The organism is Saccharopolyspora sp. NPDC045839 (assembly GCF_056431645.1).
Genome location: NZ_JBWKKH010000014.1, coordinates 87,426 through 111,820, shown reverse-complemented (window position 1 = coordinate 111,820; position 24,395 = coordinate 87,426). Strand labels below are relative to the sequence as shown.

The 24,395-nt window shown below is 68.3% G+C and carries 23 protein-coding genes and 2 pseudogenes; 16 read left to right on the top strand and 9 right to left on the bottom strand.

What is annotated here, in order from left to right; all coding sequences use genetic code 11:
- The first annotated feature begins 240 nt into the window (after window positions 1-240).
- On the top strand, window positions 241-966 hold the full coding sequence (locus AC07EQ_RS21120) for an aspartate/glutamate racemase family protein (protein ID WP_478389621.1): 726 nt from the start codon (window positions 241-243) through the stop codon (window positions 964-966).
- A gap of 42 nt (window positions 967-1,008) precedes the next feature.
- Here AC07EQ_RS21120 and AC07EQ_RS21115 read toward each other — a convergent pair whose 3' ends face one another.
- Window positions 1,009-1,668 carry a GntR family transcriptional regulator gene (locus AC07EQ_RS21115; protein ID WP_478389620.1) on the bottom strand — a complete coding sequence of 220 codons (660 nt, stop codon included), beginning with the start codon at window positions 1,666-1,668 and terminating at the stop codon, window positions 1,009-1,011.
- A gap of 116 nt (window positions 1,669-1,784) precedes the next feature.
- Between AC07EQ_RS21115 and AC07EQ_RS21110 the strand changes: the two genes are divergently transcribed.
- The 5 genes and pseudogenes from AC07EQ_RS21110 (at window position 1,785) to AC07EQ_RS21090 (ending at window position 4,481) form a co-directional block, all read left to right on the top strand.
- Window positions 1,785-1,916 carry a hypothetical protein gene (locus AC07EQ_RS21110; protein ID WP_478389619.1) on the top strand — a complete coding sequence of 44 codons (132 nt, stop codon included), beginning with the start codon at window positions 1,785-1,787 and terminating at the stop codon, window positions 1,914-1,916.
- A gap of 323 nt (window positions 1,917-2,239) precedes the next feature.
- Window positions 2,240-2,416: a hypothetical protein gene (locus tag AC07EQ_RS21105; protein ID WP_478389618.1), complete on the top strand. Its 177-nt coding sequence runs from the start codon at window positions 2,240-2,242 to the stop codon at window positions 2,414-2,416.
- A gap of 4 nt (window positions 2,417-2,420) precedes the next feature.
- Window positions 2,421-3,134 carry an ABC transporter ATP-binding protein gene (locus AC07EQ_RS21100; RefSeq protein WP_478389617.1) on the top strand — a complete coding sequence of 238 codons (714 nt, stop codon included), beginning with the start codon at window positions 2,421-2,423 and terminating at the stop codon, window positions 3,132-3,134.
- A 539-nt stretch (window positions 3,135-3,673) separates the two neighbouring features.
- Window positions 3,674-4,048, top strand: a pseudogene (locus AC07EQ_RS21095) (reverse transcriptase/maturase family protein); the annotation flags it as partial.
- Window positions 3,954-4,481 carry a group II intron maturase-specific domain-containing protein gene (locus AC07EQ_RS21090; RefSeq protein ID WP_478389653.1) on the top strand — a complete coding sequence of 176 codons (528 nt, stop codon included), beginning with the start codon at window positions 3,954-3,956 and terminating at the stop codon, window positions 4,479-4,481. The pseudogene AC07EQ_RS21095 and the gene AC07EQ_RS21090, both read left to right, overlap by 95 nt.
- Before the next feature lie 302 nt (window positions 4,482-4,783).
- Here AC07EQ_RS21090 and AC07EQ_RS21085 read toward each other — a convergent pair whose 3' ends face one another.
- Window positions 4,784-5,443 carry a hypothetical protein gene (locus AC07EQ_RS21085; RefSeq protein WP_478389655.1) on the bottom strand — a complete coding sequence of 220 codons (660 nt, stop codon included), beginning with the start codon at window positions 5,441-5,443 and terminating at the stop codon, window positions 4,784-4,786.
- Between the two features lie 1,065 nt (window positions 5,444-6,508).
- On the opposite strand from AC07EQ_RS21085, the gene AC07EQ_RS21080 reads away from it, so the two are divergent.
- Window positions 6,509-6,871 carry an ISL3 family transposase gene (locus tag AC07EQ_RS21080; protein WP_478389616.1) on the top strand — a complete coding sequence of 121 codons (363 nt, stop codon included), beginning with the start codon at window positions 6,509-6,511 and terminating at the stop codon, window positions 6,869-6,871.
- Between the two features lie 61 nt (window positions 6,872-6,932).
- Here AC07EQ_RS21080 and AC07EQ_RS21075 read toward each other — a convergent pair whose 3' ends face one another.
- The 4 genes and pseudogenes from AC07EQ_RS21075 to AC07EQ_RS21060 all read right to left on the bottom strand — a co-directional run bounded on the left by AC07EQ_RS21075 (window position 6,933) and on the right by AC07EQ_RS21060 (window position 8,477).
- Window positions 6,933-7,121 (bottom strand): hypothetical protein, encoded by a 189-nt coding sequence (locus AC07EQ_RS21075; RefSeq protein ID WP_478389654.1) that lies wholly within the window; start codon window positions 7,119-7,121, stop codon window positions 6,933-6,935.
- A gap of 29 nt (window positions 7,122-7,150) precedes the next feature.
- Window positions 7,151-7,249 (bottom strand): annotated as a pseudogene (locus AC07EQ_RS21070) (GntR family transcriptional regulator); the annotation flags it as partial.
- A 211-nt stretch (window positions 7,250-7,460) separates the two neighbouring features.
- Window positions 7,461-7,901 (bottom strand): ester cyclase, encoded by a 441-nt coding sequence (locus AC07EQ_RS21065; protein ID WP_478389615.1) that lies wholly within the window; start codon window positions 7,899-7,901, stop codon window positions 7,461-7,463.
- Between the two features lie 69 nt (window positions 7,902-7,970).
- Window positions 7,971-8,477, bottom strand: coding sequence for a carboxymuconolactone decarboxylase family protein (locus AC07EQ_RS21060; protein WP_478389614.1), 507 nt, complete (start codon window positions 8,475-8,477; stop codon window positions 7,971-7,973).
- A gap of 161 nt (window positions 8,478-8,638) precedes the next feature.
- On the opposite strand from AC07EQ_RS21060, the gene sigJ reads away from it, so the two are divergent.
- Both sigJ and AC07EQ_RS21050 read left to right on the top strand, forming a co-directional pair.
- Window positions 8,639-9,562 carry an RNA polymerase sigma factor SigJ gene (sigJ, locus tag AC07EQ_RS21055; RefSeq protein WP_478389613.1) on the top strand — a complete coding sequence of 308 codons (924 nt, stop codon included), beginning with the start codon at window positions 8,639-8,641 and terminating at the stop codon, window positions 9,560-9,562.
- Between the two features lie 184 nt (window positions 9,563-9,746).
- Window positions 9,747-12,743, top strand: coding sequence for an arabinosyltransferase domain-containing protein (locus AC07EQ_RS21050; protein ID WP_478389612.1), 2,997 nt, complete (start codon window positions 9,747-9,749; stop codon window positions 12,741-12,743).
- A 160-nt stretch (window positions 12,744-12,903) separates the two neighbouring features.
- Here the strand turns inward: AC07EQ_RS21050 and AC07EQ_RS21045 are convergent, their stop codons facing one another.
- Complete coding sequence (locus AC07EQ_RS21045) at window positions 12,904-14,133, bottom strand: trans-sulfuration enzyme family protein (RefSeq protein WP_478389611.1); 1,230 nt, start codon at window positions 14,131-14,133, stop codon at window positions 12,904-12,906.
- A gap of 99 nt (window positions 14,134-14,232) precedes the next feature.
- Here AC07EQ_RS21045 and AC07EQ_RS21040 point away from each other — a divergent pair, with 99 nt between their 5' ends.
- The 3 genes from AC07EQ_RS21040 to AC07EQ_RS21030 all read left to right on the top strand — a co-directional run bounded on the left by AC07EQ_RS21040 (window position 14,233) and on the right by AC07EQ_RS21030 (window position 17,533).
- A complete protein-coding gene (locus tag AC07EQ_RS21040) occupies window positions 14,233-14,736 on the top strand; it encodes an Lrp/AsnC family transcriptional regulator (protein WP_478389610.1) in 504 nt (167 codons plus the stop codon).
- Between the two features lie 138 nt (window positions 14,737-14,874).
- Window positions 14,875-16,284: an endoglycoceramidase I gene (locus AC07EQ_RS21035; RefSeq protein ID WP_478389609.1), complete on the top strand. Its 1,410-nt coding sequence runs from the start codon at window positions 14,875-14,877 to the stop codon at window positions 16,282-16,284.
- A gap of 238 nt (window positions 16,285-16,522) precedes the next feature.
- Window positions 16,523-17,533, top strand: coding sequence for a phosphotransferase family protein (locus AC07EQ_RS21030; protein WP_478389608.1), 1,011 nt, complete (start codon window positions 16,523-16,525; stop codon window positions 17,531-17,533).
- A gap of 110 nt (window positions 17,534-17,643) precedes the next feature.
- Here AC07EQ_RS21030 and AC07EQ_RS21025 read toward each other — a convergent pair whose 3' ends face one another.
- Window positions 17,644-18,228 carry an O-methyltransferase gene (locus AC07EQ_RS21025; RefSeq protein WP_478389607.1) on the bottom strand — a complete coding sequence of 195 codons (585 nt, stop codon included), beginning with the start codon at window positions 18,226-18,228 and terminating at the stop codon, window positions 17,644-17,646.
- A 391-nt stretch (window positions 18,229-18,619) separates the two neighbouring features.
- Between AC07EQ_RS21025 and AC07EQ_RS21020 the strand changes: the two genes are divergently transcribed.
- Window positions 18,620-19,270, top strand: a complete 651-nt coding sequence (locus tag AC07EQ_RS21020; protein ID WP_478389606.1) for a GntR family transcriptional regulator — start codon at window positions 18,620-18,622, stop codon at window positions 19,268-19,270.
- A 153-nt stretch (window positions 19,271-19,423) separates the two neighbouring features.
- Here the strand turns inward: AC07EQ_RS21020 and AC07EQ_RS21015 are convergent, their stop codons facing one another.
- Window positions 19,424-20,353, bottom strand: coding sequence for a carbamate kinase (locus AC07EQ_RS21015; protein WP_478389605.1), 930 nt, complete (start codon window positions 20,351-20,353; stop codon window positions 19,424-19,426).
- An 88-nt stretch (window positions 20,354-20,441) separates the two neighbouring features.
- Between AC07EQ_RS21015 and AC07EQ_RS21010 the strand changes: the two genes are divergently transcribed.
- Genes AC07EQ_RS21010 through AC07EQ_RS21000 form a run of 3 tightly spaced genes read left to right on the top strand, consistent with a single transcriptional unit; the run spans window position 20,442 to window position 24,390 of the window.
- Window positions 20,442-21,401, top strand: coding sequence for an oxamate carbamoyltransferase subunit AllH family protein (locus tag AC07EQ_RS21010; RefSeq protein WP_478389604.1), 960 nt, complete (start codon window positions 20,442-20,444; stop codon window positions 21,399-21,401).
- A complete protein-coding gene (gene fdrA, locus AC07EQ_RS21005) occupies window positions 21,398-22,942 on the top strand; it encodes an acyl-CoA synthetase FdrA (RefSeq protein WP_478389603.1) in 1,545 nt (514 codons plus the stop codon). The genes AC07EQ_RS21010 and fdrA overlap by 4 nt, the downstream gene beginning before the upstream one ends.
- Window positions 22,939-24,390, top strand: coding sequence for a YlbE family protein (locus AC07EQ_RS21000; protein ID WP_478389602.1), 1,452 nt, complete (start codon window positions 22,939-22,941; stop codon window positions 24,388-24,390). Before fdrA ends, AC07EQ_RS21000 begins: the two co-directional genes overlap by 4 nt.
- Window positions 24,391-24,395 lie beyond the last annotated feature (5 nt).

Below are 24,395 nucleotides of genomic sequence, written 5' to 3'. Positions count from 1 at the left end.
AACAGTGGAAAGGGGGAAGACCGCGTGTCGGAACGGGGGAGGGCAACAGGGTGGGGGGGGGGAGCCCCCAAGCGGGGAGAGGGGGGGGGGGGGTTCCCCGCGCGGCATCGGCCGATCGCGCCCGGGGCTCCGGTCGTGTCGAGCGCCGCCTTCGACGATCCTCGGCTGATAGCGATGCCCGCGATGCTCCGCCGGACGCCTCCGCCGGAGATGCAGCCACACCTTGAGAGGACGGCCCTGTTGTCGCACACCGACGCTCCGACGGTCATCGTGGTGAATCCCAACACGAACCGGGAAACGACCACGATGATGGCTGATCTGGCGCAGCGCCACCTGGCACCGGCCGGCCTCGCGGTCGAGGGCATCACGGTCGCGCGAGGCCCTTCGATGATCACCGATCCCGACGCCCTCGCCGAGGCCGCCGGGCACGTCGTGGACGTGGTGCGGCGCCACCTCACCGGGCCGGTCGGCGACCGGGCCGTCGCGGTGATCGTCGGTGCGATCGGCGATCCCGGCCGTGCGGAACTCGCCGCCTCGTTGGACGTGCCGGTCGTGGGGATCGGGCAGGCCTCGATCCTCGCCGCGGCCGGTCGGGGCCGACGGTTCGGCATGGCCACCAGCACTCCGCTGCTCGTCGACTCCCTCGCCGGATTGGTCGAGGGACACGGCAGGGCCGAGACGTTCACCGGCGTGCGCCTCACCGATTCGGCCCCGCTGGCCCTCGCCCGCGACCCCGAACGGCAGTACTCGGAGTTGGCCGCGGCGGCGAGGGTCTGCGTCGACGAGGACGGCGCGGAGGCGGTCATCGTCGCCGGCGGGCCGCTGAGCCAGACCGCTCGCCGGCTTGCCGAACTCGGCTTCGTCGAGATCGTCGAGCCGCTGCCCAGCGCCAGCAGGCTGGTCGTCGACGTGCTGGCGACACGGCCCGGAGCGGCCGGGCGTTCAGCGCAGGTCCGACCAGGCTGATGCGGGCGAGGTCGAACCTCCCCGGCCGTGGTCCGGGGAGGTTCAGGTGCCGAAGAGGAACTCCAGCGTGCGTTCGCGGGACGCGCGCACGTGGTCGCTGGCCGCGGCGGCCGCCACGCCGGGGTCGCCCGAGGAAATGGCCTCGCACAGCGTCTCGTGCTCGGCGTGGATGAGGTCGAAGTCCTCGATCTTGCGGCGCAGCCAGCCGACCTGACCCATGAGGGGCTCGAGCGTCTTCCCCAGCAGCGCGTTGCCGGAGAGCTCGGTGATCTCGTCGTGCAGCCTGGAGTTCGCCGCGTGCGCGGCCTGGACATCGCCGGCGGCGATGGCCTCCCGCGCCTCCCGCATCGTCGCGGCGAGGTGGTTCTCGGTCCCCTCCGCGATGTGCTCGGCCGCCTGCTGGGCGGCGAGGATCTCCAGCATCTCGCGAACGTCGAACAGTTCCCTCACCTGGCGCCGGTCGAGCACGCGCACGACGAGCCCGCGAGTGGGCAGGTACTCGACGATCCCCTCGTTCTGCAGGATGCGGAGCGCCTCGCGGACGGGCAGTCGCGAGACCGAGTACTGCTCGGCGAGCTCGCGCTCGACGAGGCGGGTGCCGGGCGGCAGCGTCCCGTCGTAGATCCCGTTCCGGATGCGTTCGCCGACGATGTCGCGCAGCGGCTTCTCATGCCGGTACAACTTGCTGGACGGCGTCGCCACTGATCACCACGTACCTTCGTCGGACCTGCATCGGATGCCATCATCTTATCGACCTGCACGCCCACCACGCGGCGCTTGAGACGCTCCCGCCCCGGCGAGGATCACGTCCGGTCGTCGTGCAGGATCACGCGGAGGATCTCAGCGCGGACGCCGCCGAGAACCACGCCCGTCGGGTGCTGCGCACCGCCGGCTACGAGCACTACCTGAACGCCCCCGACTGGGGTCGCGCACGAATCCAGTTCGAATGACCGATCGACACATTCGCGGCGGAGGGCGCCCGCGACTTGCCTGCTCCGGCGACGCGCCGGAGTGGCTGGCGCAGTTGGCGCGACGGTACGCCGCGTGGTGCGTTGAGGCAGGGCGGAAGTAACGACCGTGTGCAACCTCCTTCCATCGTGTCCATCAGGTCAAGGCGACCGAGGCCAGCACACCGACCACGGACACGATCGAGGCGAGGGTGGACCAGAGTCGTCTGATTTCGTTGCAGGACAGCGGGATCAGGTGGTCGACTTCGAATGCGGAGCCCCATTTTACGGTTGCGGTTGCGGGGTCGCTGTTCCGGCTGGAGCCGGTGGCCGCCGCGGTCGCGGTGAGCTGGTTCGTGCTCGCGGGCGCACCCATGCTCGACGGCCGGGTGCCGGTGCTGTTCGACGGCCCGCTGCCGGTGCTGTGGTCGGCGCTGATCGTCCTCTCCCTCGCCGTGCTGTACGTGCGCCGCGCGAGCCTCCACCACACGTTCAGGAGTTGATCCGTTGCCTACCATCGAAATCCAGGACCTGACCGTCCGATTCGGACGCCGCACCGTGCTGGACGGGATCACCGCGCAGCTCGGCGTCGGGGTGCACGGCCTGCTCGGTCCGAACGGCGCCGGGAAGTCGACGCTGTTGCGAGTGCTGGCCACACTGATCACCCCGAGCAGCGGTTCGGTCCGGCTGCTGGGCCGCACCGACCTGCGCGAGATCCGCCGCCGAATCGGCTACCTGCCGCAGGAGTTCGGCTACTACCCGAGGTTCACTGTGCGGGCGTTCGTGGAGAACTTCGCCTGGTTGACGGAGGTCCCCGCGGCGGAGCTGCCGATGGCGGTGGACCGAGCGCTGACCCGGGTGGGGCTGGTCGACCGCGCGGACGACAAGCTCAAGCGGCTCTCCGGCGGCATGCGCCGACGGGTAGGCATCGCGCAGGCCATTGTGAATGATCCGAAGATCCTGCTGCTCGACGAGCCGACCGCCGGTCTGGACCCCGAGCAGCAGGTGGATTTCCGCGCGCTGCTGCGCGAACTCGGCGAGACCTGCTGCGTGGTGTTGAGCACGCACCTCATGGGCGATGTCCAGTCCTGCAACCAGGTGTGCGTACTGGATTCCGGACGGGCGGTGTTCCGGGGACCGCCCGGCGAGCTGGCCGCCGGCGGCAGCCTGAACGAGCGCTACCGCGCCTTGCTGAGCGCAAGCCGGGCGGGCGCAGCATGAAGCAGCTCCGACGATGTCGGGACGCGCCAGCACTGCCAGATGGTGCGGGTCCGGCTAGCGAGGCCAGAGGGTACAGCGAAAGCGAACCAGTGGTTGACGCCCCGTAAGCGTAGTACCGGCTCCAACCTGGTGGATATGGGCCGAGATGCAGTGCGCGGTCCCAGTTTTGCGAGGGGACCGACTCCGACACCGCCTTTTTCGACCGTTGAGGAGGCTACGCCGAAGGTCTGCGGCGTAGGCGTGGCGATGCTGCCGGGGTAGAGCTGGGTGCCTGCCTGGCCGATCGAACACCGAGTGAACGTGGGAACCGCCCCCGTTCGCCCTCCCCGCGCAGCAGCCAGCCGGGCGGCGGGCAGGTCCGTTGCCGACTGAGGGGCGTGGGGCGGGGCGGAGGTCTCGTAGTACTCCGAGCCGGGGAAAGCCCGGTACATAGGGAAGGAGACCAGCAAGTCAGCAAGGAGGATGCTGGAATGCCGGGAGGACGTGGGTGAATACCGACGCGGCGCCGTCGTGTCGGGGACAAACGCGTTCTGGCTCTGGTGAAGGCGTTCCTGAAAGCAGGGATCCTCAGCCAGGACCGGCAGTTCAGGAACACCGAGACCGGCACTCCGCAGGGAGGCATCCTCGCGCCGCTGCTGGCCAACATCGCCCTGTCGGTCCTGGACGAGTATCTCGCCCAGGTCGAGGGCGGCCCGGCCACCCGTGAGTGGGAGCATCGCAAGCGACGGTTGCGTGGCCAGGCCAACTACCGGTTGATCCGGTATGCGGACGATTTCCTGGTCATGGTCTCCGGCAACCGCGCACACGCCGAAGGAGTGCGTGACGCGGTGGCGGCGGTCCTGGCGCCGATGGGCCTGCGCCTGTCGGAAGCCAAGACGATGGTCACCCATATCGACGAGGGTCTCGACTTCCTCGGCTGGCGCATCCAGCGTCACCGCAAGCGGGGCACCAACCGGCAGCACATCTACACCTATCCGGCCAAGAAGGCCCTCAAGGCGGTCATGGCTAAGGTCAAGAAGATCCTGCCGGGAGAACAACAACGAACCCTTGGCGGTCCTGCTGCGCCGGCTCAATCCGGTGCTGCGGGTCTGGGCCACCTACTTCCGGGCCGGGGTGTCCGCCTCGACGTTCCAATACCTGTCCAAGTACGCCTGGGAACGGGTAATGGGATGGATCAGGCGCAAACACCGCAAGATCACCTGGAAGGACCTCCGACGGCGCTTCTGCGGCGGCGAATGGTGGCCCACCGACGGTCAGTACTACCTCTTCGACCCCGGCCGGATGCGGATCATCCGCTACCGCTACCGAGGGACGAAGATCCCGACACCGTGGGCCGCCACCAGTTGAGGAATACCGGCCGCTCGGCCGGGACTTGTGGAGAGCCCGGTGCTCAGTAATGGGCACGCCGGGTTCGGCGGGCGGCCCGAGGAAACGGACCAGTCGAGAGACCGGCACCGCGCCTCGGGCCGACCCAACAGAGCCGAGGGCAAGAAACACAACGCCGCACTGATCTGCCTGGCCCGACGACGTTGCGACGTCCTGTTCGCCATGCTCCGCAACAAGACCCTCTACCGGCCAGCCCGACCCACAACCCAAGCCGCAGCACCCCCAGCCACCGTGCTACACGGTGGCCACGACCCCGTCGCCCGTCACACAGGCTCTGAGGATCCTGCGGGTGCGATCTCGATGACCCGCCAAGGTTGTTCGACGTCGGTGTATTTGAACGCGTCCTTTACCGCACCATTCGGTGCCACCCACCAGATTTCCAGAGCTGTGGGAAAACGCGAGAGAGCAGAAAGGTGGCCGGTCGTGGATGCGGATCCTGCGGGTGCGATATCGAAGGTATGCCAGCCTGTTTTGTCGTCATACCAGTACGCGCCCTTCACCGCACCATCCGGCGCCACCCAAAAGATTTCCATACTCGTAGGAATACGCGAGACAGCAGCACAACGGCTGTCCGGAGATGCGGATCCTGCGGGTGCGATCGGGTAGGTCGTCCAAACTCCGCCATCATAATGGTATGCACCCTTCACCGCGCCATCCGGCGCCACCCACCAGATTTCCATAGCCTCAGGAAGACGCGAGAGGGCAGTAATGCGCGTGGTCGTGGATGCGGATCCCGCGGGTGCGACCTCGTAGGTATGCCAAGGTGGGCTCTCCTGGAAGAACGAACCCTTCACCGCACCATCCGGCGCCACCCACCAGGTTTCCATCTTCGTGGGATGACGCGAGTCAACAGCGAGGCCGAGCTGGGATGATGCATATGTAGTACTGTTTACCACAGCGGCCGTAGTGGTCATCGTTGTCATCGGTGCTCCTCGATGAGCTTGGGGGAATTACATCGGGATACCCGGTCGCGATGGCTGCCCAATATGGCGAACAGCCCATCCCGACAACTCGGATGAACTCCCGAGTAACCGTAAAATCGAGATGATTAGCTACCTATTGCGCACAATTGGCCCGATACAAGGCAACCGCAGGCTGCAATTCGGGCGCATGCGGCGTTTAAAATCGCTGTTATTCGGAGACTTGTGCGTGAAACTACGCTACGCACATGAGGATCGCAGCGATAGGCTCCTATGCGTCGCGGTAACACCATCACCCCCTCGGCGACTACTGCTACAACAAGACAACGGTATCAAGCGGCGGCCTGAGTACGAAATGGTCGAAAGTCTCTTCTGCGTTCCCGCAGCGCCGTGAATATTCCGCGTGCACTGTCGGTTACGTCAAGAGGCTCCGGGAAATCCGACAAGAAGTTTTTATGAGATCAATTCTTTCGGGGCGTGATCGCGCGCGTGCCCGCATCGGTAGCGAGAGCCGTACGTCCTGATGGATGAAGAGCGAACGGCGCCTTTGCTTCGCCAGGCGATGCGAAGGTGCCGTTCACCTCGAAAAACTCAGCGTCCCGGAGCCAGCGTGAAGCCGGCGCCGAGGCCACCTCGGGCGTTCATGTCGTTGATGATCGACAGGATGGACGCGCTGCTGCCGGCGCCCCAGGTGTGGCCGAGCAGCGTCGTTCCAACCGCGACCGGCGAGCCCTACCGCCCACCCAACGCAACGCCCCCGCCCGCCTGGTCGAAGGCGCCACCGTGCACGGCTGGAAACAAGCCCTCGGCCAACTCGCCCTGCACTTCCCCGACCGACTCGACCCCCACCTCAACTAACCCGACATACACAAACCACTTGACAAGCCCCGGCCCAACGCGGGAGCGCTACTCCGCCATCCATGCCTTGCGCGCCGAAGGCGTGGGCATCAGAGCAATCTCCGCTCAACTCGGACTGGCGCGTGGGACCGTTCGCCGTTTCGCGCAGCCGGCCGCGTTCCCCCGCCGCCCCTCAAACCACCTTCGGTGCGGCGGGTCGTGGGTTGGATCATGAGCGATCCGTCCAACATGGAATCAAAGAGCCAATGCCGGCTCGACGCGATTCTCGCTGCCAGTCCACAACTTACCGCGCTGGCTGGTCATGTCCGTGCCTTCGCCACCATGATGTGGGGCGTGCGCGGTCAGGATCTGGAGGGATGGATGGCCGCTGTCGACGCTGACGATCACCCGGCCTTGCGCTCCTTCGTCCTTGGCCTGCGACGCGACCAGGACGCCGTCACCGCCGGACTGACCCTGCCCTACAACAGCGGCCCGGCGGAAGGGCACGTCAACCGGATCAAAATGATCAAAAGACAAATGTTCGGCCGAGCCAAGCCCGACCTGCTCCGCAAACGCATCCTCCTCAGCGACTGAGCCCCAGGCCAGATTCACGGAAACCGCGCCAGAGCCATGATCCAGCTGCCGTTGACACGCGTTAATGAACACGCGGCGCGGTAACTAGGTGAAATGCTGCTCGTACCCGGGACGCGCGCACGTGGTCGCTGGCCGCGGCGGCCGCCACACCGGGGTCGCCCGAGGAAATGGCCTCGCACAGCGTCTCGTGCTCGGCGTGGATGAGGTCGAAATCCTCGATCTTGCGGCGCAGCCAGCCGACCTGACCCATGAGGGCTCAAGCGTCTTCCCCAGCAGCGCGTTGCCGGAGAGCTCGGTGATCTCGTCGTGCAACCTGGAGTTCGCCACGTGCGCGGCCTGAACATCGCCGGCGGCGATGGCCTCCCGCGCCTCCCGCATCGTCGCGGCGAGGTGGCGGGTCGCCTTGCTGCTCATGCTCCCGACCTGACGATCCTGCTGTGCGGGCTGTGGTTGAAGCACCTCGATAACCGCGCGGCGATCACCCCAGCCTCACACGCGACACCCTGTCCACAAGAGACACCGAACAGCTGGAACCGGACGACCCAATACGAACCTGTAAGATCGCGGTCGCCCGGATCAGGAGTTTCTCCTAGAACTCTCCGGGAATCGCGCCGAGCTGTCGCAGCTGCGCGAAGACGTCGACGACTCCTCGGATCTCGACGATCCGGCCGCCGGCGAAGCGGACGATGAAGATCTCGTTGTAGGTAACGGCTTTTCCGGTGGGCTGGAGGCCCCGGTACTCGCCCAGGTGGGTCCCGGTCACCGTGTTCCTGAACACGACCTTGTCCCCCTCGGCGACCATTTCCTCGACCGCGACGTGAATGTCGGGGAACGCGCGCAGGAGTACCGCCCACACCTGCTTGAGGGCCTGCGCTCCGCCCACATCCATCGGCACCGGCGTGTGGAACTGCACGTCCGGCACGACGAGCTCGTCGATCGTCTTCGCGATGATCTCCGCATCACGGATGTTCATGGCGTCGTGGAAGCGGCGGAACGTCGCCTTGTTGTCGGCTTCCTGGTCCGTTGGCATCTGGTTTCTCCTCAGGTCGGACATTTCCGCGTTCGGGGTGCGGGCGCCCGCACCCCGAACCGGTTGGCGTTACTTGCTGTAGTTCTTCCCCGGGGGCCTGCCGGGGATCGGCTTGCCGATGAGAGCGACCGGGACGAACAAGCAGAAATGCCCCATCGCCATGGTGAGCGTCCAGAGCGCTTGGTCGTCGTAGTGGGCGGCGGCCTTGGCGAACAGCTCGTCGGAGACGCGCTCCCCGAACGGGTTCGGGGTGAGGACGGCCTCCACCAGTTCCAGAACGACTCGTTCGGCGTCGGTGAAGTAGGGCGCGTCCTGCCAGGTGACGACGGCGGTGATGCGTTCCTCGGCCTCCCCTGCCTTGCGGAGGTTTTCGGTTGCTCGAATGGTGTGGTAGGTGCTGCCGACGATCTGCCCGGCTCGGAGCTGCATCAGGCCGACGGTGCCCTGCGCGACGGGACCGTTCCGGGTGGCGTTGAGGACGGCCGCGGAGAGCTTCGCCAGCTCGGGGAACTGGTCGGTGAGGTCGGGCAGTCGCGACTTGATGTCATCGCGCTGGGTCGTCGTGGGTGTGGACATGGCCAGGTGTTCCTCTCGGTCTCAGTGGCGCGCTGGACGGCGTCACACCGGTTCGACAACGCCGGCCCCCGGAATGTGAGGCGAGGTGGCGATGTCACAGTTCGGCGCGCTGTCTTGTCCTACTGGTGAGGACAGCTGCGACCGAGGGAGCCGGCGACACCATGACCACGCGATCCGAACCCGCGCACGACCGATCCGACCCGAACCTGGGCGCGATCATGAGCGAGCGGCGTCAGCTGATCAATCTCGCCTATCGGCTCCTCGGCTCCTTGGCCGATGCCGAGGATGCCGTCCAGGAGACCTACGCGCGCTGGTACACCCTGTCCCGGGAGGAGCAGGACGCCATCGCATCCCCCGGCGCCTGGCTGACGAAGGTGGCCAGCCGCATCTGCCTCAACCTGCTCGGCTCGGCCCGCGCCCGGCGGGAGCGCTACGTGGGCGAATGGCTCCCCGAGCCGCTACCCGAACCCGCGGAGTGGACCGGCGGCGTCGTCGACCCGGCCGACCGGGTCACCCTCGACGAGTCGATCAACATGGCCTTCCTCGTCGTGCTCGAGTCGATGACCCCGGCGGAACGCGTCGTGTTCATCCTCCACGACGTCTTCCGCTACGCCTTTCCCGAAGTGGCCGACATCGTCGGCCGGACACCGGCGGCCTGCCGCCAACTTGCCACCTCGGCCCGCCGCCGCATCCGCACCGCGCAGGCACCCGCGACCCCGGCAGCCCGGCGAGCCGACATCGTCCGGGACTTCAAGCAGGCCTGGGAAGCCAAGGACATCGACGCCCTCATCGGTCTCCTCGACCCCCGCGTCACGGTGATCGGCGACGGCGGCGGGCTCGCCAGCGTCAGCCGCCACCCGATCGAAGGCGCGCAGCAGATCGCGCGTGGCCTGGTGGGTCTTGCGACCCTCGCCCCCGATGTGACGTTCCTGGAACGAACGGTCAACGGCCAGCCCGGTCTGGTCGCCCAGCAACACGGCGTCATCGTGACCGTGTACGCGTTCGGCATCGCAGCAGGGAAGATCAAGAACATCTGGGCCGTGCGAAACCCCGAGAAGCTGCGGCCGTGGAAGTCATCTCGCTGACGGGGCGCGTTCTCCTTGCCCGGTCGCTCGAAGCACGGGTGCACGGGCGGTTCCCGCTGACTTCGCGGGCAGCCTTCCCGGCTTTCGTAATCTGCTGTCGACTGCGCCGATCATGCTGCAAGATTGACGCACGGGGATAGCGGCCTTGGGCGGTCAGTGAACTTCTCCCCTTTGATCACGAAGAATGAGGCAGAGCTTGGGAGACGTTCCGCCGAGCCGGCACGACCGCGCCCCGCGCGGCAATCGCCGGCTCGCCGCGTTGGCCGGTCTGACGCTCTTGCTCGGAGTGCTCGCCGTGCTCGCGCCGGTGAAGACGGATGCGCCGCTGGTCACCTGGCCGCGAGCCGGTGACGCGACGCCGTCGACGGTGTTGCCGCTGTCCCCGTACCGGCCGCTGGACTTCACCGCCACGATCCCGTGCGAAGCGCTGCGCACCAGCACCGCACCCGCGTTGCGCACGCACGCCCCGGGCAACCCCGGCCTGGAAGTGGCCGCGCGGGCAGGGCAAGCACGGTTCCTGGTCGACGGCAGCGAGATCCTCGCCGACCCGCTGCGCGCGACGTGCGAGTACCAGGTGATGGCCGACGCCACCGGAATCCGCGTCTCCCGAGACGGCACGCTCCTGGTGAACCGGCCGGACCTGCTGCCGCCGCAGGTCTCCGAGCTGTCCACCACGTGCTCGGTCGACGGCCTCGAAGTCGCGCTGCACCCCGATGCGCGCTACGAATCCTCGCCCAGTGCCTTGAAAATCGCGCTCCTGCTGGCACACTCGGCGTGCCTGATCGCGCTGTTGGTGCTCGCATGGCGGCGGTGGCGGGGCCGGCAGTCGATGAGCGGCCTGACGATCCCCCGCTTCGCCGCCGCCGACGCGGTGATGGTGCTGGTCGCCGCGGCGTGGGTGCTGCTCGGGCCGGTCAACATGGACGACGGCTGGTACCTGATGATGGCCCGCAACGCGGGCGAATCCGGCTACGTCGGCAACTTCGTCTACATGTTCAACGCGACGGAGAACCCGTTCGTGCTGAGCCAGTACCTGCTGCAGTGGTGGGGCGAGCTCGGCGGCTGGTCGCTCTGGTGGATGCGCCTGGTCCCGATGTTCTGCGGGCTCGCGACCTGGGTGCTGCTGCGCATCGTCTTCGCCACGCTGCTCGGACGTGCGGCCAACCTCCGCGCGGTGCCCTGGGCGCTGCTGGTCGCGCACCTGGTCTGGTTCTTGTCCTACGGCATGTCGCTGCGCCCGGAACCGGTGATCGTGGTCTGCGCGGCGGCGGCGCTGCTCTTCGCGGAGGCCGCCGCCCTGCGGCATTCGATCGGCGCGTTAGCGGTGGCGACGATGTTCGCGGCGCTGGCGATGACCGCCTCGCCGTCCGGCCTGGTCGCCGCCGCTCCCCTGGTGCTGAGCGTGCCGTGGCTGCTGCGCTGGCTCCACCGGAAGCCCTGGTCGGGGCGCGTCGCCGCGGTGTTGCTGGCGGCGGCTTCGGCGACCGTTGTCGTGCCAGTGGGTTTCGCCGACGCGAGCTTGGGCGATGTCCTTGAAGCGACCGACATCCACCGCTGGTACTACCTGTCCTTCCCCTGGTACGAGGAGTTCGAGCACTACAACACGCTGCTGAACACGGCCGGTTGGGCGCGGCGGCTACCGGTGTTGCTGACGTTGGCGATCGTCGGCGTGGTCGCGTTGGCCAGCGGACGTGGTGGCATGGGCCGGGATCCGATCCGCCGCCTGCTGATCACCAGCGCGGTCACCACCGCGATCGCGCTGGTGCTGATCGCGTTCAGCCCGACCAAGTGGGTGAGCCACTTCCACGCGGTGGCCGCCGCGCCGACGGTCCTGCTGGCGGCGGCGCTGCTGCGCTCGCCGTTGCCGCGCCGAGCCGGGCCGGTGGTCGCGGGAGCGAGCCTGGTGCTGATCATCGGTGCGGTTTCGCTGAGCTTCGCCGGGGACAACTGGTGGATCCCGTTCTCCGACGCCGGGCAGCGCTTCGGCGAACACCTCAACCCGGATTCGCAGACCAACAACCTCGAACCGCACTTCGGCCCGCTCTACCTGCGCAATCCGCTGTTGTGGATCGGCATCGCGGTGGTGGCGTACTCGTGGGCGAAGTGGCGTCGCCGGCGTGGCGAGCCGGTGCGCGTGGGCCCGGACCGCGCGGTGCTGGGCGCTGCGTCGATCGGCTCGGTGCTGCTGCTGGTCGCGTTGTTCTGCTACGCGCCGATCGGGCAGGCACCGGGGTGGACGATCGCGCGCTCCGGCGCGCAGACCTTGTTCGGCGACGGCTGCGGCCTGGCCGGCGATGTTCGGGTGCAGCTGCCGTCCGGACGGCTCGGCGCACCGAGCGCGCCGGAACTCGCCGGGGACTTCCAGGTCGGCGACGTGCTGCCGGCCGGCCCGTGGCCGGAGCCGGTGACGATCTGGAACACCGATCGTCCGGACGGGACGGCACCGGGCGTCGGTCGACTGGTCACCGGCTGGTACCCGCTGTCCGGCCAGGGCACGCACGTGACGGTGCCGGTGGCGGGGCTGCTCGCCGGCCAGGCCCTGGAGGTCGAGTTCGCGCGTCCTGGCGGTGTCGTCGCGCAGCAGCTGCACCCGGAGTTGCGCCGATCCGCGTTGCGGGAATGGCAGCAGCTCGCGGTCCCGATCCCGGCGGGCGCGCAGTCGGTGCGGGTCGTCGCGACCGACCAGGTGACCGGGGCGCGGTCGTGGTTGGCCGTCGCGGAACCCAAGACGACCGAATCCCGCCCGATCACCGAACTCACCCGCGGCCGGCCGGTGCTGGCGAACCACATCAATGCGCCGTTGTGGCCCTGCGTCGACCAGGTCGGCATCCGCGACGGTGTCACGGACACGCCGACGGTGCGGCTGACCGCCGACGAAGGGCTGCCGCCGGAGTGGCTGGACAACATCAGTTACCTGGAGTGGGGCGGCGCCTGGACGCAGACGACCCGGGAGTGGACGCAGACCCGGCTGGCCGCGGAACTGCCCGGCGGACCGCCCCGACTGCCGTGGGGGAACGTGTTCGTGGTCCGCTACCAGCTCCCGGTGGACCGCTACGACCTGCGCGTTTCGCAGGAGACGCGGTGGGGTTGGACGCGCCTGCCGACGCTGGCCGACAACGACTACCCGGACATCTCGCGAAACGCAGGCGTTCAACCACCCGACGACGGCCACATCCGGTAAGGCCGGGGCGGAGCACGGACGCCTGGATGGTGTTCGCCGGCCGTTGCGCCATTTCCGTGCGGTGCACCAGCCGGATCGGCTTCACCACACCGACTTCCCCGTCGCCGCCGCGGAACACGCGTCGTGGGACGGGGTTTCGCCGGGCTGAAGGCAGATCCGCTCAGTGCCCTGAGCCAGGTGCTCCGCTGCTCGCGGCCTCCACCAGCGCGCCGGCCGAGGCGGCGGCGAGGGCTTGGTCGAGGTCGGCGCGCAGGTCTTCGACGTCCTCCAGGCCGATGGACAGCCGCAGGATGTCCGCGCCCGGGCGGGCCCCTTCCGGAACCGGGCGGTGCGTCAGCGCCGCCGGATGCTCGATGAGCGAATCCACTCCGCCCAGCGAGACGGCGTGGGTGAACAGCCGAACCCGGTCGGTGACCCGCATCGCGTGCTCGTGACCGCCTGCGAGCCGGATGGAGATCATGGCGCCCGACCCGCTCATCTGGCGCCCGAGGAGGCCTGCGCCGTTGCCGTCCAGCCCCGGGTAGAACACCTGTCGGACGCCGGGCCGGAAGCGCAGCCAATCGGCCAGTTCCGCAGCCGTCTCCTGCTGCCTTCGGACGCGGACCGGCAGCGTGGCGAGACCTCGGTGCAACAGGTACCCGGCCATCGGGTGCAGCAGGGCTCCGGTCACCGCACGGACCCGCCGCAACGCCGCCGACCATCCCGCATCGGCCGCGATCACACCCCCGACCACGTCGCCATGACCGCCGAGGTACTTCGTGGCGCTGTGCAGCACCAGGTCCGCGCCGTGCAGGGCGGGTTGCTGGAGCACCGGGGTGGCGAAGGTGTTGTCCACCAACACCGGGCGCCCTGCCGCGGCGGTCACCACGGCACCGATGTCGGTGAGCTCCAGGGTGGGATTGGCGGGTGTCTCGACCACCACCAGGCAGGTGTGCCCGGTCACCGCGTCGGCGACCTGGTGCGGCTCGCAGTAGGTGACCTCGACGTCGAGCAGCCCCGAGGCGAGGAGGTGATCGGTTCCCCCGTACAGCGGCCGCACGGCCACGACGTGGCGGCCGCCGAGTTCGGCCTTGGCGGCCAGTACCGATGCCGTCATGGCGGCCATTCCGGAGGAGAACGCCACGGCATCTTCAGTTCGCTCCAGCTGCGCCAACGCCGACTCGAACCGGGCGACCGTCGGGTTCCACAACCGCGCGTACACGGCGCCGCCTTCGGCAAGCGGCCGGCCACCGCCGGCCATGGACTCGTAGGACGCGCCACCGGCCTCGGAGCCGGGCAGCGGGTTGGTCGATGAGAGGTCGATCGGCGGGGCGTGCACGCCGAGTCGGATCAGGTCTTCCCGGCCTGCGTGGACGGCGATCGAATCGAAGGAGCGAGCACTCTGCGTCATGCGCCGTAGGATGCAAGAAAACATCGGTGTGAAGCGCAATGGACGAAGAAACCTCGGTTTGTGGCGATATCACCGAGGATTATGACGGAAGGTGGCGTGGTGAAGGTGGCCGTATCGAGGAATTCGCCGGAGCAGGCCGGGCTGGACGCCACCGATCTGGAGATCCTGGCCGAGCTCGCGGCCGACGGCCGCATCACCAACGCCGCGCTGGCCGCGCGGGTCGGCATCGCGGAATCGACCTGCATCCACCGAGTGCGCGCGCTGCGGGAGGCCGGCGTCATCGCGGGGTTCCACGCGCAGCTCGACCTCGCCGCGCTCGGCCTGCCGATCCAGGCGCTCATCAAGGTGCGGCTGGGCAGCCACAATCGCGACGAGGTGCTCAGGTTCCACGCCAAGCTCGCGAAGATCCCCGGCATGCTGACCGCGTTCCACGTCGCCGGCGAGGACGACTACCTCCTGCACGTCGCCGTCGCGTCCCCGGAAGTGCTGCGCGACCTGGTCCTGGAGCACATCAACGTCCACCGGGCCGTCCGGCAGACCGAGACCCAGCTGGTGTTCAACGTCCTTCCCGGCACCGGCCCGCTGGCCGCCGCCCGGCCTTGAGCACGGCGTTCCAGGCCGGACGACACCGCATGGCACCTGTGAGCCCGCGGAGACAGGAGCCCGGGGCGGGCACGCCCTGGCCAAACGTGAGAATTATTCATATGATCCTCGTCCGGTGGTGATTCGACAGGAGGCAGCATGTTGCGGTTGCCCAGGTTGTTGCTCGTCCTCGCGCTCGCATCGACCATGGTGGGCGCCGCGGCCCCGGCACAGGCCGCGCCCGCCGATCCCCCGCTGCGCATCGACGGTCGCTGGTTCGTCGACGAGCAGAACCGCGTGGTGCTGCTGCACGGCGTGAACAACGTCGACAAGGACGCCCCGTACATCGAGCCCGGTGACGGCTTCACGTTGACCGCCGACGACGCACGGTTGCTGGCTCGGCACGGGTTCAACACCGTTCGGCTCGGGGTGTCCTTCGACGGACTCATGCCTTCCCGGGGCGACGTCGACGAGGCCTACCTCGACCGCCTCGCCGGGGTCATCGACGTGCTGGGGGCGTCCGGGATCCACGTGTTGCTGGACAACCACCAGGACGGACTGAGCAAGAGCTGGGACGGCAACGGTTTTCCGGAGTGGGCCATCGAGGCGCGACCGCAGTCGTGGGAGTCGAACCCGGGATTCCCCCTCTACTACCTGATGCCGAGCATGAACGCGGGCTGGGACGAGGTCTGGCACAACACGAACGGCGTCGTCGACCACCTCGGTGACGCGCTGGCCGCCCTGGCCGCCCGGGTCGCCGACAAGCCGAACGTGCTCGGCATCGAGCTGCTGAACGAACCGTGGCCCGGAACGGCCTTCCCGACCTGCTTCCCGTTCGGCTGCCCGTTGTTCGACCGCCAGTACCAAGCCGTGCACGAGGATCTGACCGAGCGGATCCGCGAGGTCTCCCCCACCCTGCCGGTGTTCTGGGAACCCAACGTCACCTGGAACCAGACCATGCCGACCCACCTCGCCGAACCGCCGCTGACCCCACCGATCGACGACCCGAACGTCGCGTTCTCCTTCCACGACTACTGCATCATCAGCCAGTCGGCGATCTACCTGGGCATGCCCAAGGAACTGATCGGCATGTGCCCGCTGCAGCACGACATCACCTGGGGCAACGCCGACAAGTTCACCGAACGCACCGGAACACCGGCGCTGCTCACGGAGTTCGGCGACAACGACCCCAAGGTGCTCGGCAACTCGCTGTCGCGCGCCGACGAGCGCTTCATCGGATGGCAGTACTGGCACTACGCGAGCATCAGCGGCCCGGAACCCGAAGAGGACCCGTTCCTCGGTGAGGCCGGACGCCAACTCGTGCGCACCTATCCGCAGGCCACCGCGGGCACACCGGTCTCGATGAACTTCGACCCGGACAACGGCGCTTTCCGCTACACCTACCGCCCCAACGGCACGGCCCAGACCGAAATCTACGTGTCCGACCTGCACTACCCGGACGGCTACACCGTCTCGGCGGCCGGCGGCGAGGTCACCTCCCCACCCGGAGCACCGATCGTGACCGTGCGGGCGACCGGCAGCGAACCGGTCACGGTGAACATCCAGTAGCGATCCGGTGCCGGCCTGCTCCGCAGTGTGAGAACGCATGCCCGCCGCCGCGCTCGCACATAGAGTGCGGTCGCGAGGGAGTCCAAGTCCGTCTTCACACACCGACGTTGGATTCCCTCCTTCTATGCGCGCAGGCATCTCCTAAGATCGGTCGCTCATGCGTGGCATGCCTGAGCGGCAGCGTCTTCCTCCAGCAGCGGGGACCGCGCAGTCGATACATCGGGGGGGGAGGCAGGTCGTGGACGCGGTACGCAGTGTTGTCACACGGGATCACCTGGAAGGCGTCGCGCGTGCGGCTCTGGGCACCGAACACCGCCTCGTCGGCGTCTCGCGGCTCCGAGGTGGAAGCAAGAAGGGCGTATATCGCCTCACCATCGACGATGGCTCCACCGCGATCGTCTACATCTGGGACGACTCCGAGAACTACTGGCCCACCACACAAGCCGACGACGCCGACAACCACACGGACCCCCTCTCGCCTGCCTCCGGCATCGAGCTCTTCGAAGCCGCCCACCGGCATCTGGACACCCTTGGAATCCGCACGCCCCGGATCCATCTGGCCGACCGTGGCGGGAGCCACTGCCCGGCAGACGTCGCGGTGGTCGAGGACGTGCCCGGCGACAACTTGGAAGCACTGCTCCACCAGAACTCGCGCAGCGTGGAAGCGACCATGGCACGACTCGCCGAGGCGCTCGGTGCGATGCAGAGGCACCAGGGGCCACGCTTCGGGAAAGTCGCCCTGATCGACAGGGGCGGCGCCTCCGAGGACAGCTCATGTGAGCAGGTCGTCCTGAGCCGCGCCCTCGATGATCTCACCGAAGCCGCCTCTCGCGACACGCGGATCACACGTTCCCACGACCAGCTGGAGACTGTAGTTCGCAAACTGGCTGCGGCTGTGCGCCCACGATCGCAGTACGGGCTCATCCACGGTGAGCTCGGGCCGGACCACGTGCTGGTGGACCGGCATGGGCAGCCGGTCCTCATCGACTTCGAGGGATTGATGTTCTTCGATGTCGAGTGGGAGCACGCGTTCTTGCGACTGCGCTTCGGCGAGCACTACCGGTGGCTGGACCGCCGTGGCCTCGACGAGCAGCGTCTGACGTTCTACACGCTGGCGATGCACCTGTCTCTCGTCGCCGGACCACTGCGGCTCCTCGACGGCGACTTCCCCGACCGCGACTCCATGAGGGGAATCGCCGAGCACAACCTCCGAGAGGCGCTCGCCTTCCTGCTCATGGACGACCGCTGAACCCCTTGGAATAGATCATCTAGCGCCCGTGCACGGCTTTCGGCTCGCACATCGACAGCTTCACCAACGCCGAGGGCCCGTGGTTCTGGACGCGTTCCGCCAACGCTTGATCAGGTGTCCTTCAGGATCAGCAGCTCGCCTTTGCCGATCGGGGCCAGGGAGCTGAGGTAACCGTCCGAGGCTGCGACCAGCCGGTTGAAGTCTTCCATCTGGTGCGCGTGGGAGATCGCGTTGTCGACGACGAGCAGGCAGCCGTCCGCGAGGATCCGCTGCAACGAAGGCCACCAGTCGGCGTACTGGCCACGATCGCTGTCCAAGAAGATGAAGTCGTACTCGCCGGCGGCGCGTGATGCGATGAATCGGCCGGCGTCGTCCGCGATCTGCTGAATGCGGGGGCGGAGCCCGGCGCGCCGGAAGTTCTGCTCCGCCATCGCGATCTTGTGCGGCGCTCGTTCAATCGTCGTGACCGAGCCGTCCGCACCCACCGCGTCGGCGAGCCACAGCGTCGAGTAGCCGTTCGACGTCCCGATCTCCAGCACGTTCTCGCACTTGCCGACCTTGACGAGCAACGCGAGGAACTTGCCGGTGTCGTGGGTGATGTTCAGCATCTTCCGGCTTCGGTCGCCGGTCGCCGCATCGTTGGTCTCGCCGAATTCTTCCAACTCCCGCAGCAGCCCGGTCAGCTTCTCTTCCACGTTGCTTCCTCGTCTCGTTTCACTGAGCTTTTCCATCCGCTGTGCGGAATGCCGGTGGCTCTGGGTCGTGAGTGGTCATGGCTGCTATGACGACCATAGGCACTCACGACCCCTGTGCATCCGGGGCCTGGCCTGACACTGCGGACCAGGATGAAGGCTCACTACGACATCAACCCGTCGTACTCGCCAGGACATCTCGTCACGGCACTCCCACCATCCCGGAGCGATCTGTGATCCACATTACACAGTCGGCGCATGTCTGCGGTGCTTTCACGGCAGTTCACCGACATCGCCGACGACCGCCCGGCGAAATGCCGTTGGGCGCAAGGGAACCGCTGTGACCGGTGCGGCGAACGTGGTGGCATCTCCCGGAGGTGGAAGAATGCCGGTCATGGCAGTTGCAGGTGACGAGCCCGAATCGGCCCGAGTCGTCCGGCACATCCGCGACGAGATCCTCGACGGCATCCGGAAGCCGGGGAGCAAGCTCGTCGAGCGCGACCTGGCCAATGAGCTGGGCGTGAGCCGGGTGCCGGTGCGCGACGCGCTGAAGACGCTCGTGGCCGAGGGCCTCGTGACGCCCCGGCCTCGGACCTGGGCGGTCGTGCGGGAGTTCACGCCCACCGACATCGCCGACATCAACGAGGTTCGTTCCGCGTTGGAGGTGCTCACGTTCAAGCTCGCCGCGCAGCGCCACACCCGCGAGGGCCTGGCCCGGCTCCGCGCCGCGCTGGATGCCGAGTTGGAGGCGGCACGCGTCGACAACGCCATCGCCGCGCGCCGGTCGGCGGCGGACTTCCACGAGATCGTCACCGAGCTGGCGGGAAACCATCTGCTGAACGAGCTCGGGCAGACGATGCGCAGCCGGATCCGGTGGTTGCTGGTCCAGCACGACGATCTGATGCGTGTGGCCGAGGAACACCGGACGCTGTACGACGCGATCGCTCAGCGGAACGTGGCTCTGGTCGGCGAACTCGTGCTCGACCACATGGAGACCGGGCGGTACCTGCACGGCCCCCACGACGCGGCGACGCGGTCGGAATGAGGTTCTTCCGACCTCGTTCTGGATGGCGGTGCGGGTAGCGGAACTTCAGACGCCGCAGTCACAGCCGCGTCCAGGGCGAAGAAGGCGGAATCGAACTGACCCGGCCGGAGGCCCGGACTCCTCCTTCGCGGCCGGGCCCCCGCTTCGTCGTTCCTAGGCGTAGACGATGCCTTCGGCCACCTCGCCGCGGATCTCGGTGCCGACCTTGCGGGCCAGCAGATCGTCGAGCCGGTCGAGCGGGCCGATCAGCGCGCGTCCACCGGCCCGCGCCACGCGGATCGCGGCGTCGACCTTCGGCTTCATCGAGCCTTCGGCGAACGCGAGGGCCGAGATCGCGTCGGCCGAGGCGGTGAGGATGTTGCGCTGCTCGGGCGTTCCCCAGTTCTCGCTGACGAAGTCGCCGTCGGTGAGCATGATCAGCGTGTCGGCTTCGAGCTCGGCGGCCAGCGCGGCGCTCGCGAGGTCCTTGTCGACCACCGCCTGCATGCCCGTCTGGCGCCCCTTCTGGTCGGCCTTGACGGGCACCCCGCCGCCACCGACGCACACCACGAGCCGATCGTTCTCCAGGAGCAGCCGGACCATCGGCGCCTGCACGACGCGAACCGGGTCGGGCGACGGGACGACACGCCGGAAGGCCGCGCCGTCGCGGGCGATCGTCCAGCGGTACTCGGCCGCGGCTTCCGCCGCGTCCTGCGCGGAGTAGGTCGGGCCGATCAGCTTCGTCGGCCGGTCGAAGGCCGGGTCGTCCTCGTCCACGACCGTCGTCGTGAGCACGGCCGCGACCTCGCGTTCGCCGGCGAGGGCGTTGGTGAGCTCCTGCTGGATGACGTACCCGATCATGCCCTGGGTTTCGGCGCCGAGGATGTCCAGCGGATAGGCGGCGACGTCCTGGTAGGCGAGGTTCTGCAGCGCCAGGAGCCCGACCTGCGGGCCGTTCCCGTGGGTGATGACGACCTCGTTCTCGCGCGCCAACCCGGCCAGCGCCTGGCAGGTCGACTTCACATTCGCCCGCAGCCGGTCGGCCGTCATCGGCTCCCCGCGCCGGGCCAGGGCGTTGCCGCCCAACGCCACAACAACTCGCATGCCTACGTCTCCTTCAGTGCTTTGAGCTGCGACTCACGCGAACCTGCTGCCGCGGATATTGATAATGGTATACCATTTGTGGAAGGCTGTGCGGCCCGGCGACTCCGAAAAGCAAGCAGGGGTGATCCCGATACTCATGCTCCGTACCACTGCGGGCGCGCTCTCGATCGACGCGGAGGCAGCCGACCACCTCGCCGCGAACCTCGGGCCCGGCCGCGTGCATTCGGTCTTCGAGCGCGTGGTAAACGTGCTATCCGACAGCAACAAGCTCGTTGCGCTGTGCGCGGACGGGCTGGACGACGCGCCCTGGAGCGTGCGCGTCGACGTTCCACATTGGACGGAATGGCGGCTCTCCGCGGGCGATGACGTCCGGCTGTCCTCGGCGGCGATCGCGTTCGCGGGCCGTGCGCCTCGGGTCGTCCGGCTAGTCGAAGCGGCCAAATGGTATACAAATTGCGTTCCGGTCGATATCGGGCATGACGAACTGGGGCGACGTGCGAAGGCACTCGCCGCGCTGCTCGACGTTCACGGCGGCAAGGGAGGAGCCGGCGAGGCGCTCACGGCTTTCGAGGCCGAGATCCGGAACTGCCTGGCGCAGGCGTGCACCGCGCTGGTCGCCGCCATTCGCCGCGGGGATGCCGCGGGCGTGGCCGGCGCCGCGACGAGCCTGCTCGGCCTCGGACCCGGGTTGACCCCGGCCGGCGACGACTTCCTCACCGGCATGGCCCTGCTGGCGGCGCAGCCGCGCAGCCGCCTGTCCTGGATCGCTCCCGTCATCGGACGGGTCCTCGACGAAGGCCCGGAGCGGACCACGCTCCTGAGCCGCACCACGCTGCGCGAGGCACTTCGCGGGCGCGCACGGCAATGCCTGCTCGAACTCCTGCCCGTTCTGCTCCTTCCCGACCCGTGCGGCGACGGGCACCTGGAGGAGCGACTTCGGATCCATGCCAAACCGGTGCTGGGCATCGGCCACACATCCGGAACCGACATCCTGTCCGGCCTGCTGGCCGGACTCCGCCTGGAAGAAGAACTGAGAGGTTTCATGTGACTGTCACGGCATTGATCAAGGAGAACACCTACTTCGACTCGGTGTCGCTGATGTCGATCTCGACGAAGGCGAACAAGATCGACGGGGTGGAGCAGGCCTTCGTGGCGATGGCGACCGAGATGAACAAGGGGGTGCTGAAGAACCTCGACCTGCTCACCCCGGAGCTGGCGGCCGCGGGCAACGGCGACCTCGTGATCGTCGCCGTGACCGCCGGCGGGGTGGCCACCGACGACGTGATCGCCCAGATCGAGGACCTGCTCACCCGCAAGGCGCCGGCCGGCGGCGAGACGGCGATCACCTATCGCACGATCGCCTCGGCGGCGGCCGGGGAGCCGGGCGCGAACCTCGCGATCCTCGCGGTGAACGGCGCGTACGCGGCGCGTGAGGCGCGCAAGGCGCTGGAGAACGACCTGCACGTGATGATGTTCAGCGACAACGTCAGCGTCGAGGACGAGATCGAGCTGAAGACCCTGGCCCACCGCAAGGGCCTGCTGATGATGGGCCCCGACTGCGGCACCGCCATCATCAACAACGTCGGGCTCTGCTTCGCCAACGCGGTCCGCCCCGGCACGATCGGCATCGTCGCCGCCTCCGGCACGGGTTCGCAGGAGGTGAGCGTGCGCATCCACGCCCTCGGCGGCGGGATCTCGCAGCTCATCGGCACCGGCGGGCGCGACCTGTCCGCCGAGGTCGGCGGCATCATGATGATCGACGGCATCCGCGCCCTCGCCCAGGACCCGCGGACCGAGGCCATCGTGCTGGTGTCCAAGCCCCCGGCGCCCGAGGTGGAGAAGAAGGTCCTCGCGGAGATCGCGACGGCCGGTAAGCCCGTCGTCGTGTACTTCATCGGCGGTTCCGAGCAGGCCGTGACCGCCGCCGGGGGCCACTTCGCGTCGAGCAGCCAGGACGCCGCGCTGCAGGCGGTCCGTCTCTCGGCCGTCCCGGACGCGGTGGTGCCGGAGCTCGACACCGCTCGCGTGGCCGAGGTGCGCGGCGAGCTCGGCGCGGATCAGCGCTTCGTGCGCGGCCTGTTCTGCGGCGGCACGCTGTGCGACGAGTCGATGTACGCGCTGCTCGACGACGGCGAAGAGGTCTTCAGCAACATCCAGAAGAACGCGGACTTCGTCCTGCGCGCCGCGGACGCCAGCACCGGCCACACGTTCCTGGACTTCGGCGACGACGAGTTCACCAACGGCCGCCCGCACCCGATGATCGACCCGTCGCTGCGGCTGGAGCGCCTGGTCCGGGAGGCCGCGGATCCGGCCGTCGCCGTGATCGTCATGGACTTCGTGCTCGGCTTCGGCGCGCACGAGGACCCGGTCGGCGTCACCCTGCCGGCCATCGCCGAGGCCAAGCGGATCGCCGCCGACGCCGGCCGTCACCTGGAGATCGTCGGGTACGTGCTCGGCACCGACATCGACACGCCGTCGCTGGCCGCGCAGGTGGCCGCCCTCGAAGCCGCCGGGGTCACCGTCACCCGCAGCAGCACCGAAACCGGGCAGTTCGCCCGCGCCATCATCCGGAAGGACGCCAACGCATGAGCACGCCCACCACGCAGCTGTTCGGCAGCGAGCTGAACGTCATCAACGTCGGCCTGGCGATGTTCGCCGACGACATCGCGGCGCAGGGCGGCGCCGTCACGACGCTCGACTGGACTCCGCCCGGCAACGGGAAGCCCGAGGTGATCGCCGCCCTCGATCTGCTGGAGCGCCCCGAGATCGCCGCCAAGATCGAGGAGGCGAACGCCGAGGCGGCCGACCGGGTCATGAACGCCAAGCCGATGCTCGTCGGCTTCGGCCGGGCCATCGACGTCGTTCCCGGGATGACGCCGACCACCATCATCCACGCCGGCCCGCCGATCGAGTTCGAGCGGATGTCCGGCCCGATGAAGGGCGCCGTGCTGGGCGCGCTCGTGTTCGAGGGGCTCGCCGCGGACCTGGCGGAGGCGGAGCGGGTCGCCGCATCCGGGCGGATCGACTTCTCGCCGTGCCACGAGCACGACTGCGTCGGCTCGATGGCGGGCGTCACCTCCGCGTCGATGTACATGCACATCGTGCACAACGAGACGCACGGCAACTACTCCTACACCAACCTGTCGGAGCAGATGGCCAAGATCCTCCGGATGGGCGCCAACGACGAGAGCGTCGTCGAGCGCCTGATCTGGATGCGCGACGTGCTCGGCCCGATGCTCAAGGAGGCGATGGAGATCGGCGGGCCGATCGACCTGCGCCTGCTGCTGGCGCAGGCGCTGCACATGGGCGACGAGGCGCACAACCGCAACAACGCCGGAACCCTGCTGCTGTTCCAGGCGCTGGCGCCGTCGCTGCTGCGCACGAGCTTCACCACGGAGCAGAAGAAGGAGGTCTTCGACTTCATCGCGAGCTCCGACTACTTCTCCGGCCCGACCTGGCTGGCGATGGCGAAGGCCGCGATGGACGCCGCGCACGGCATCGAAGGCTCCACAGTGGTCACCACGATGGCGCGCAACGGGGTCGAGTTCGGGCTGCGGGTGAGCGGCCTGCCCGGCAACCACTGGCTCACCGGCCCGGCCCAGAAGGTCGTCGGCCCGATGTTCGCCGGGTACCAGCCCGAGGACGCCGGTCTCGACATCGGCGACTCCGCCATCAGCGAGACCTGCGGCTTCGGCGGCTTCGCGATGGCGGCCGCCCCGGCGATCGTCGCCCTGGTCGGCGGCACCGTCGAGGAGGCCGTCGCCTACACCCGGGACATGGGCCAGATCACCACGGCCGAGAACCCGAACCTGACGATCCCGTCGCTGGGCTTCCAGGGGCTGCCCACCGCGATCGACGTCCGCAAGGTGCTCGACACCGGGATCCTGCCGGTCATCAACACCGCCATCGCGCACAAGGAAGCCGGCATCGGCATGATCGGCGCCGGCATCACCAACCCGCCGGCCGAGGTCTTCGAGAAGGCGATCATCGCGCTCGCCGAGAAGTTCGCCCAGCAGTTCCCCCGCACAGAAAACTGATACCG

Coding starts and splice junctions, on each gene's coding strand:
- AC07EQ_RS21015 (WP_478389605.1), bottom strand. CDS start 20,353: ATGCGAGTTGTTGTGGCGTTGGGCGGCAACGCCCTGGCCCGGCGCGGG.
- AC07EQ_RS21085 (WP_478389655.1), bottom strand. CDS start 5,443: ATGACAACGATGACCACTACGGCCGCTGTGGTAAACAGTACTACATAT.
- AC07EQ_RS21050 (WP_478389612.1), top strand. CDS start 9,747: ATGAGGCAGAGCTTGGGAGACGTTCCGCCGAGCCGGCACGACCGCGCC.
- AC07EQ_RS21035 (WP_478389609.1), top strand. CDS start 14,875: ATGTTGCGGTTGCCCAGGTTGTTGCTCGTCCTCGCGCTCGCATCGACC.
- AC07EQ_RS21000 (WP_478389602.1), top strand. CDS start 22,939: ATGAGCACGCCCACCACGCAGCTGTTCGGCAGCGAGCTGAACGTCATC.
- AC07EQ_RS21045 (WP_478389611.1), bottom strand. CDS start 14,133: ATGACGCAGAGTGCTCGCTCCTTCGATTCGATCGCCGTCCACGCAGGC.
- AC07EQ_RS21020 (WP_478389606.1), top strand. CDS start 18,620: ATGGCAGTTGCAGGTGACGAGCCCGAATCGGCCCGAGTCGTCCGGCAC.
- AC07EQ_RS21080 (WP_478389616.1), top strand. CDS start 6,509: ATGAGCGATCCGTCCAACATGGAATCAAAGAGCCAATGCCGGCTCGAC.
- AC07EQ_RS21075 (WP_478389654.1), bottom strand. CDS start 7,121: ATGGGTCAGGTCGGCTGGCTGCGCCGCAAGATCGAGGATTTCGACCTC.
- sigJ (WP_478389613.1), top strand. CDS start 8,639: ATGACCACGCGATCCGAACCCGCGCACGACCGATCCGACCCGAACCTG.
- AC07EQ_RS21065 (WP_478389615.1), bottom strand. CDS start 7,901: ATGCCAACGGACCAGGAAGCCGACAACAAGGCGACGTTCCGCCGCTTC.
- AC07EQ_RS21060 (WP_478389614.1), bottom strand. CDS start 8,477: ATGTCCACACCCACGACGACCCAGCGCGATGACATCAAGTCGCGACTG.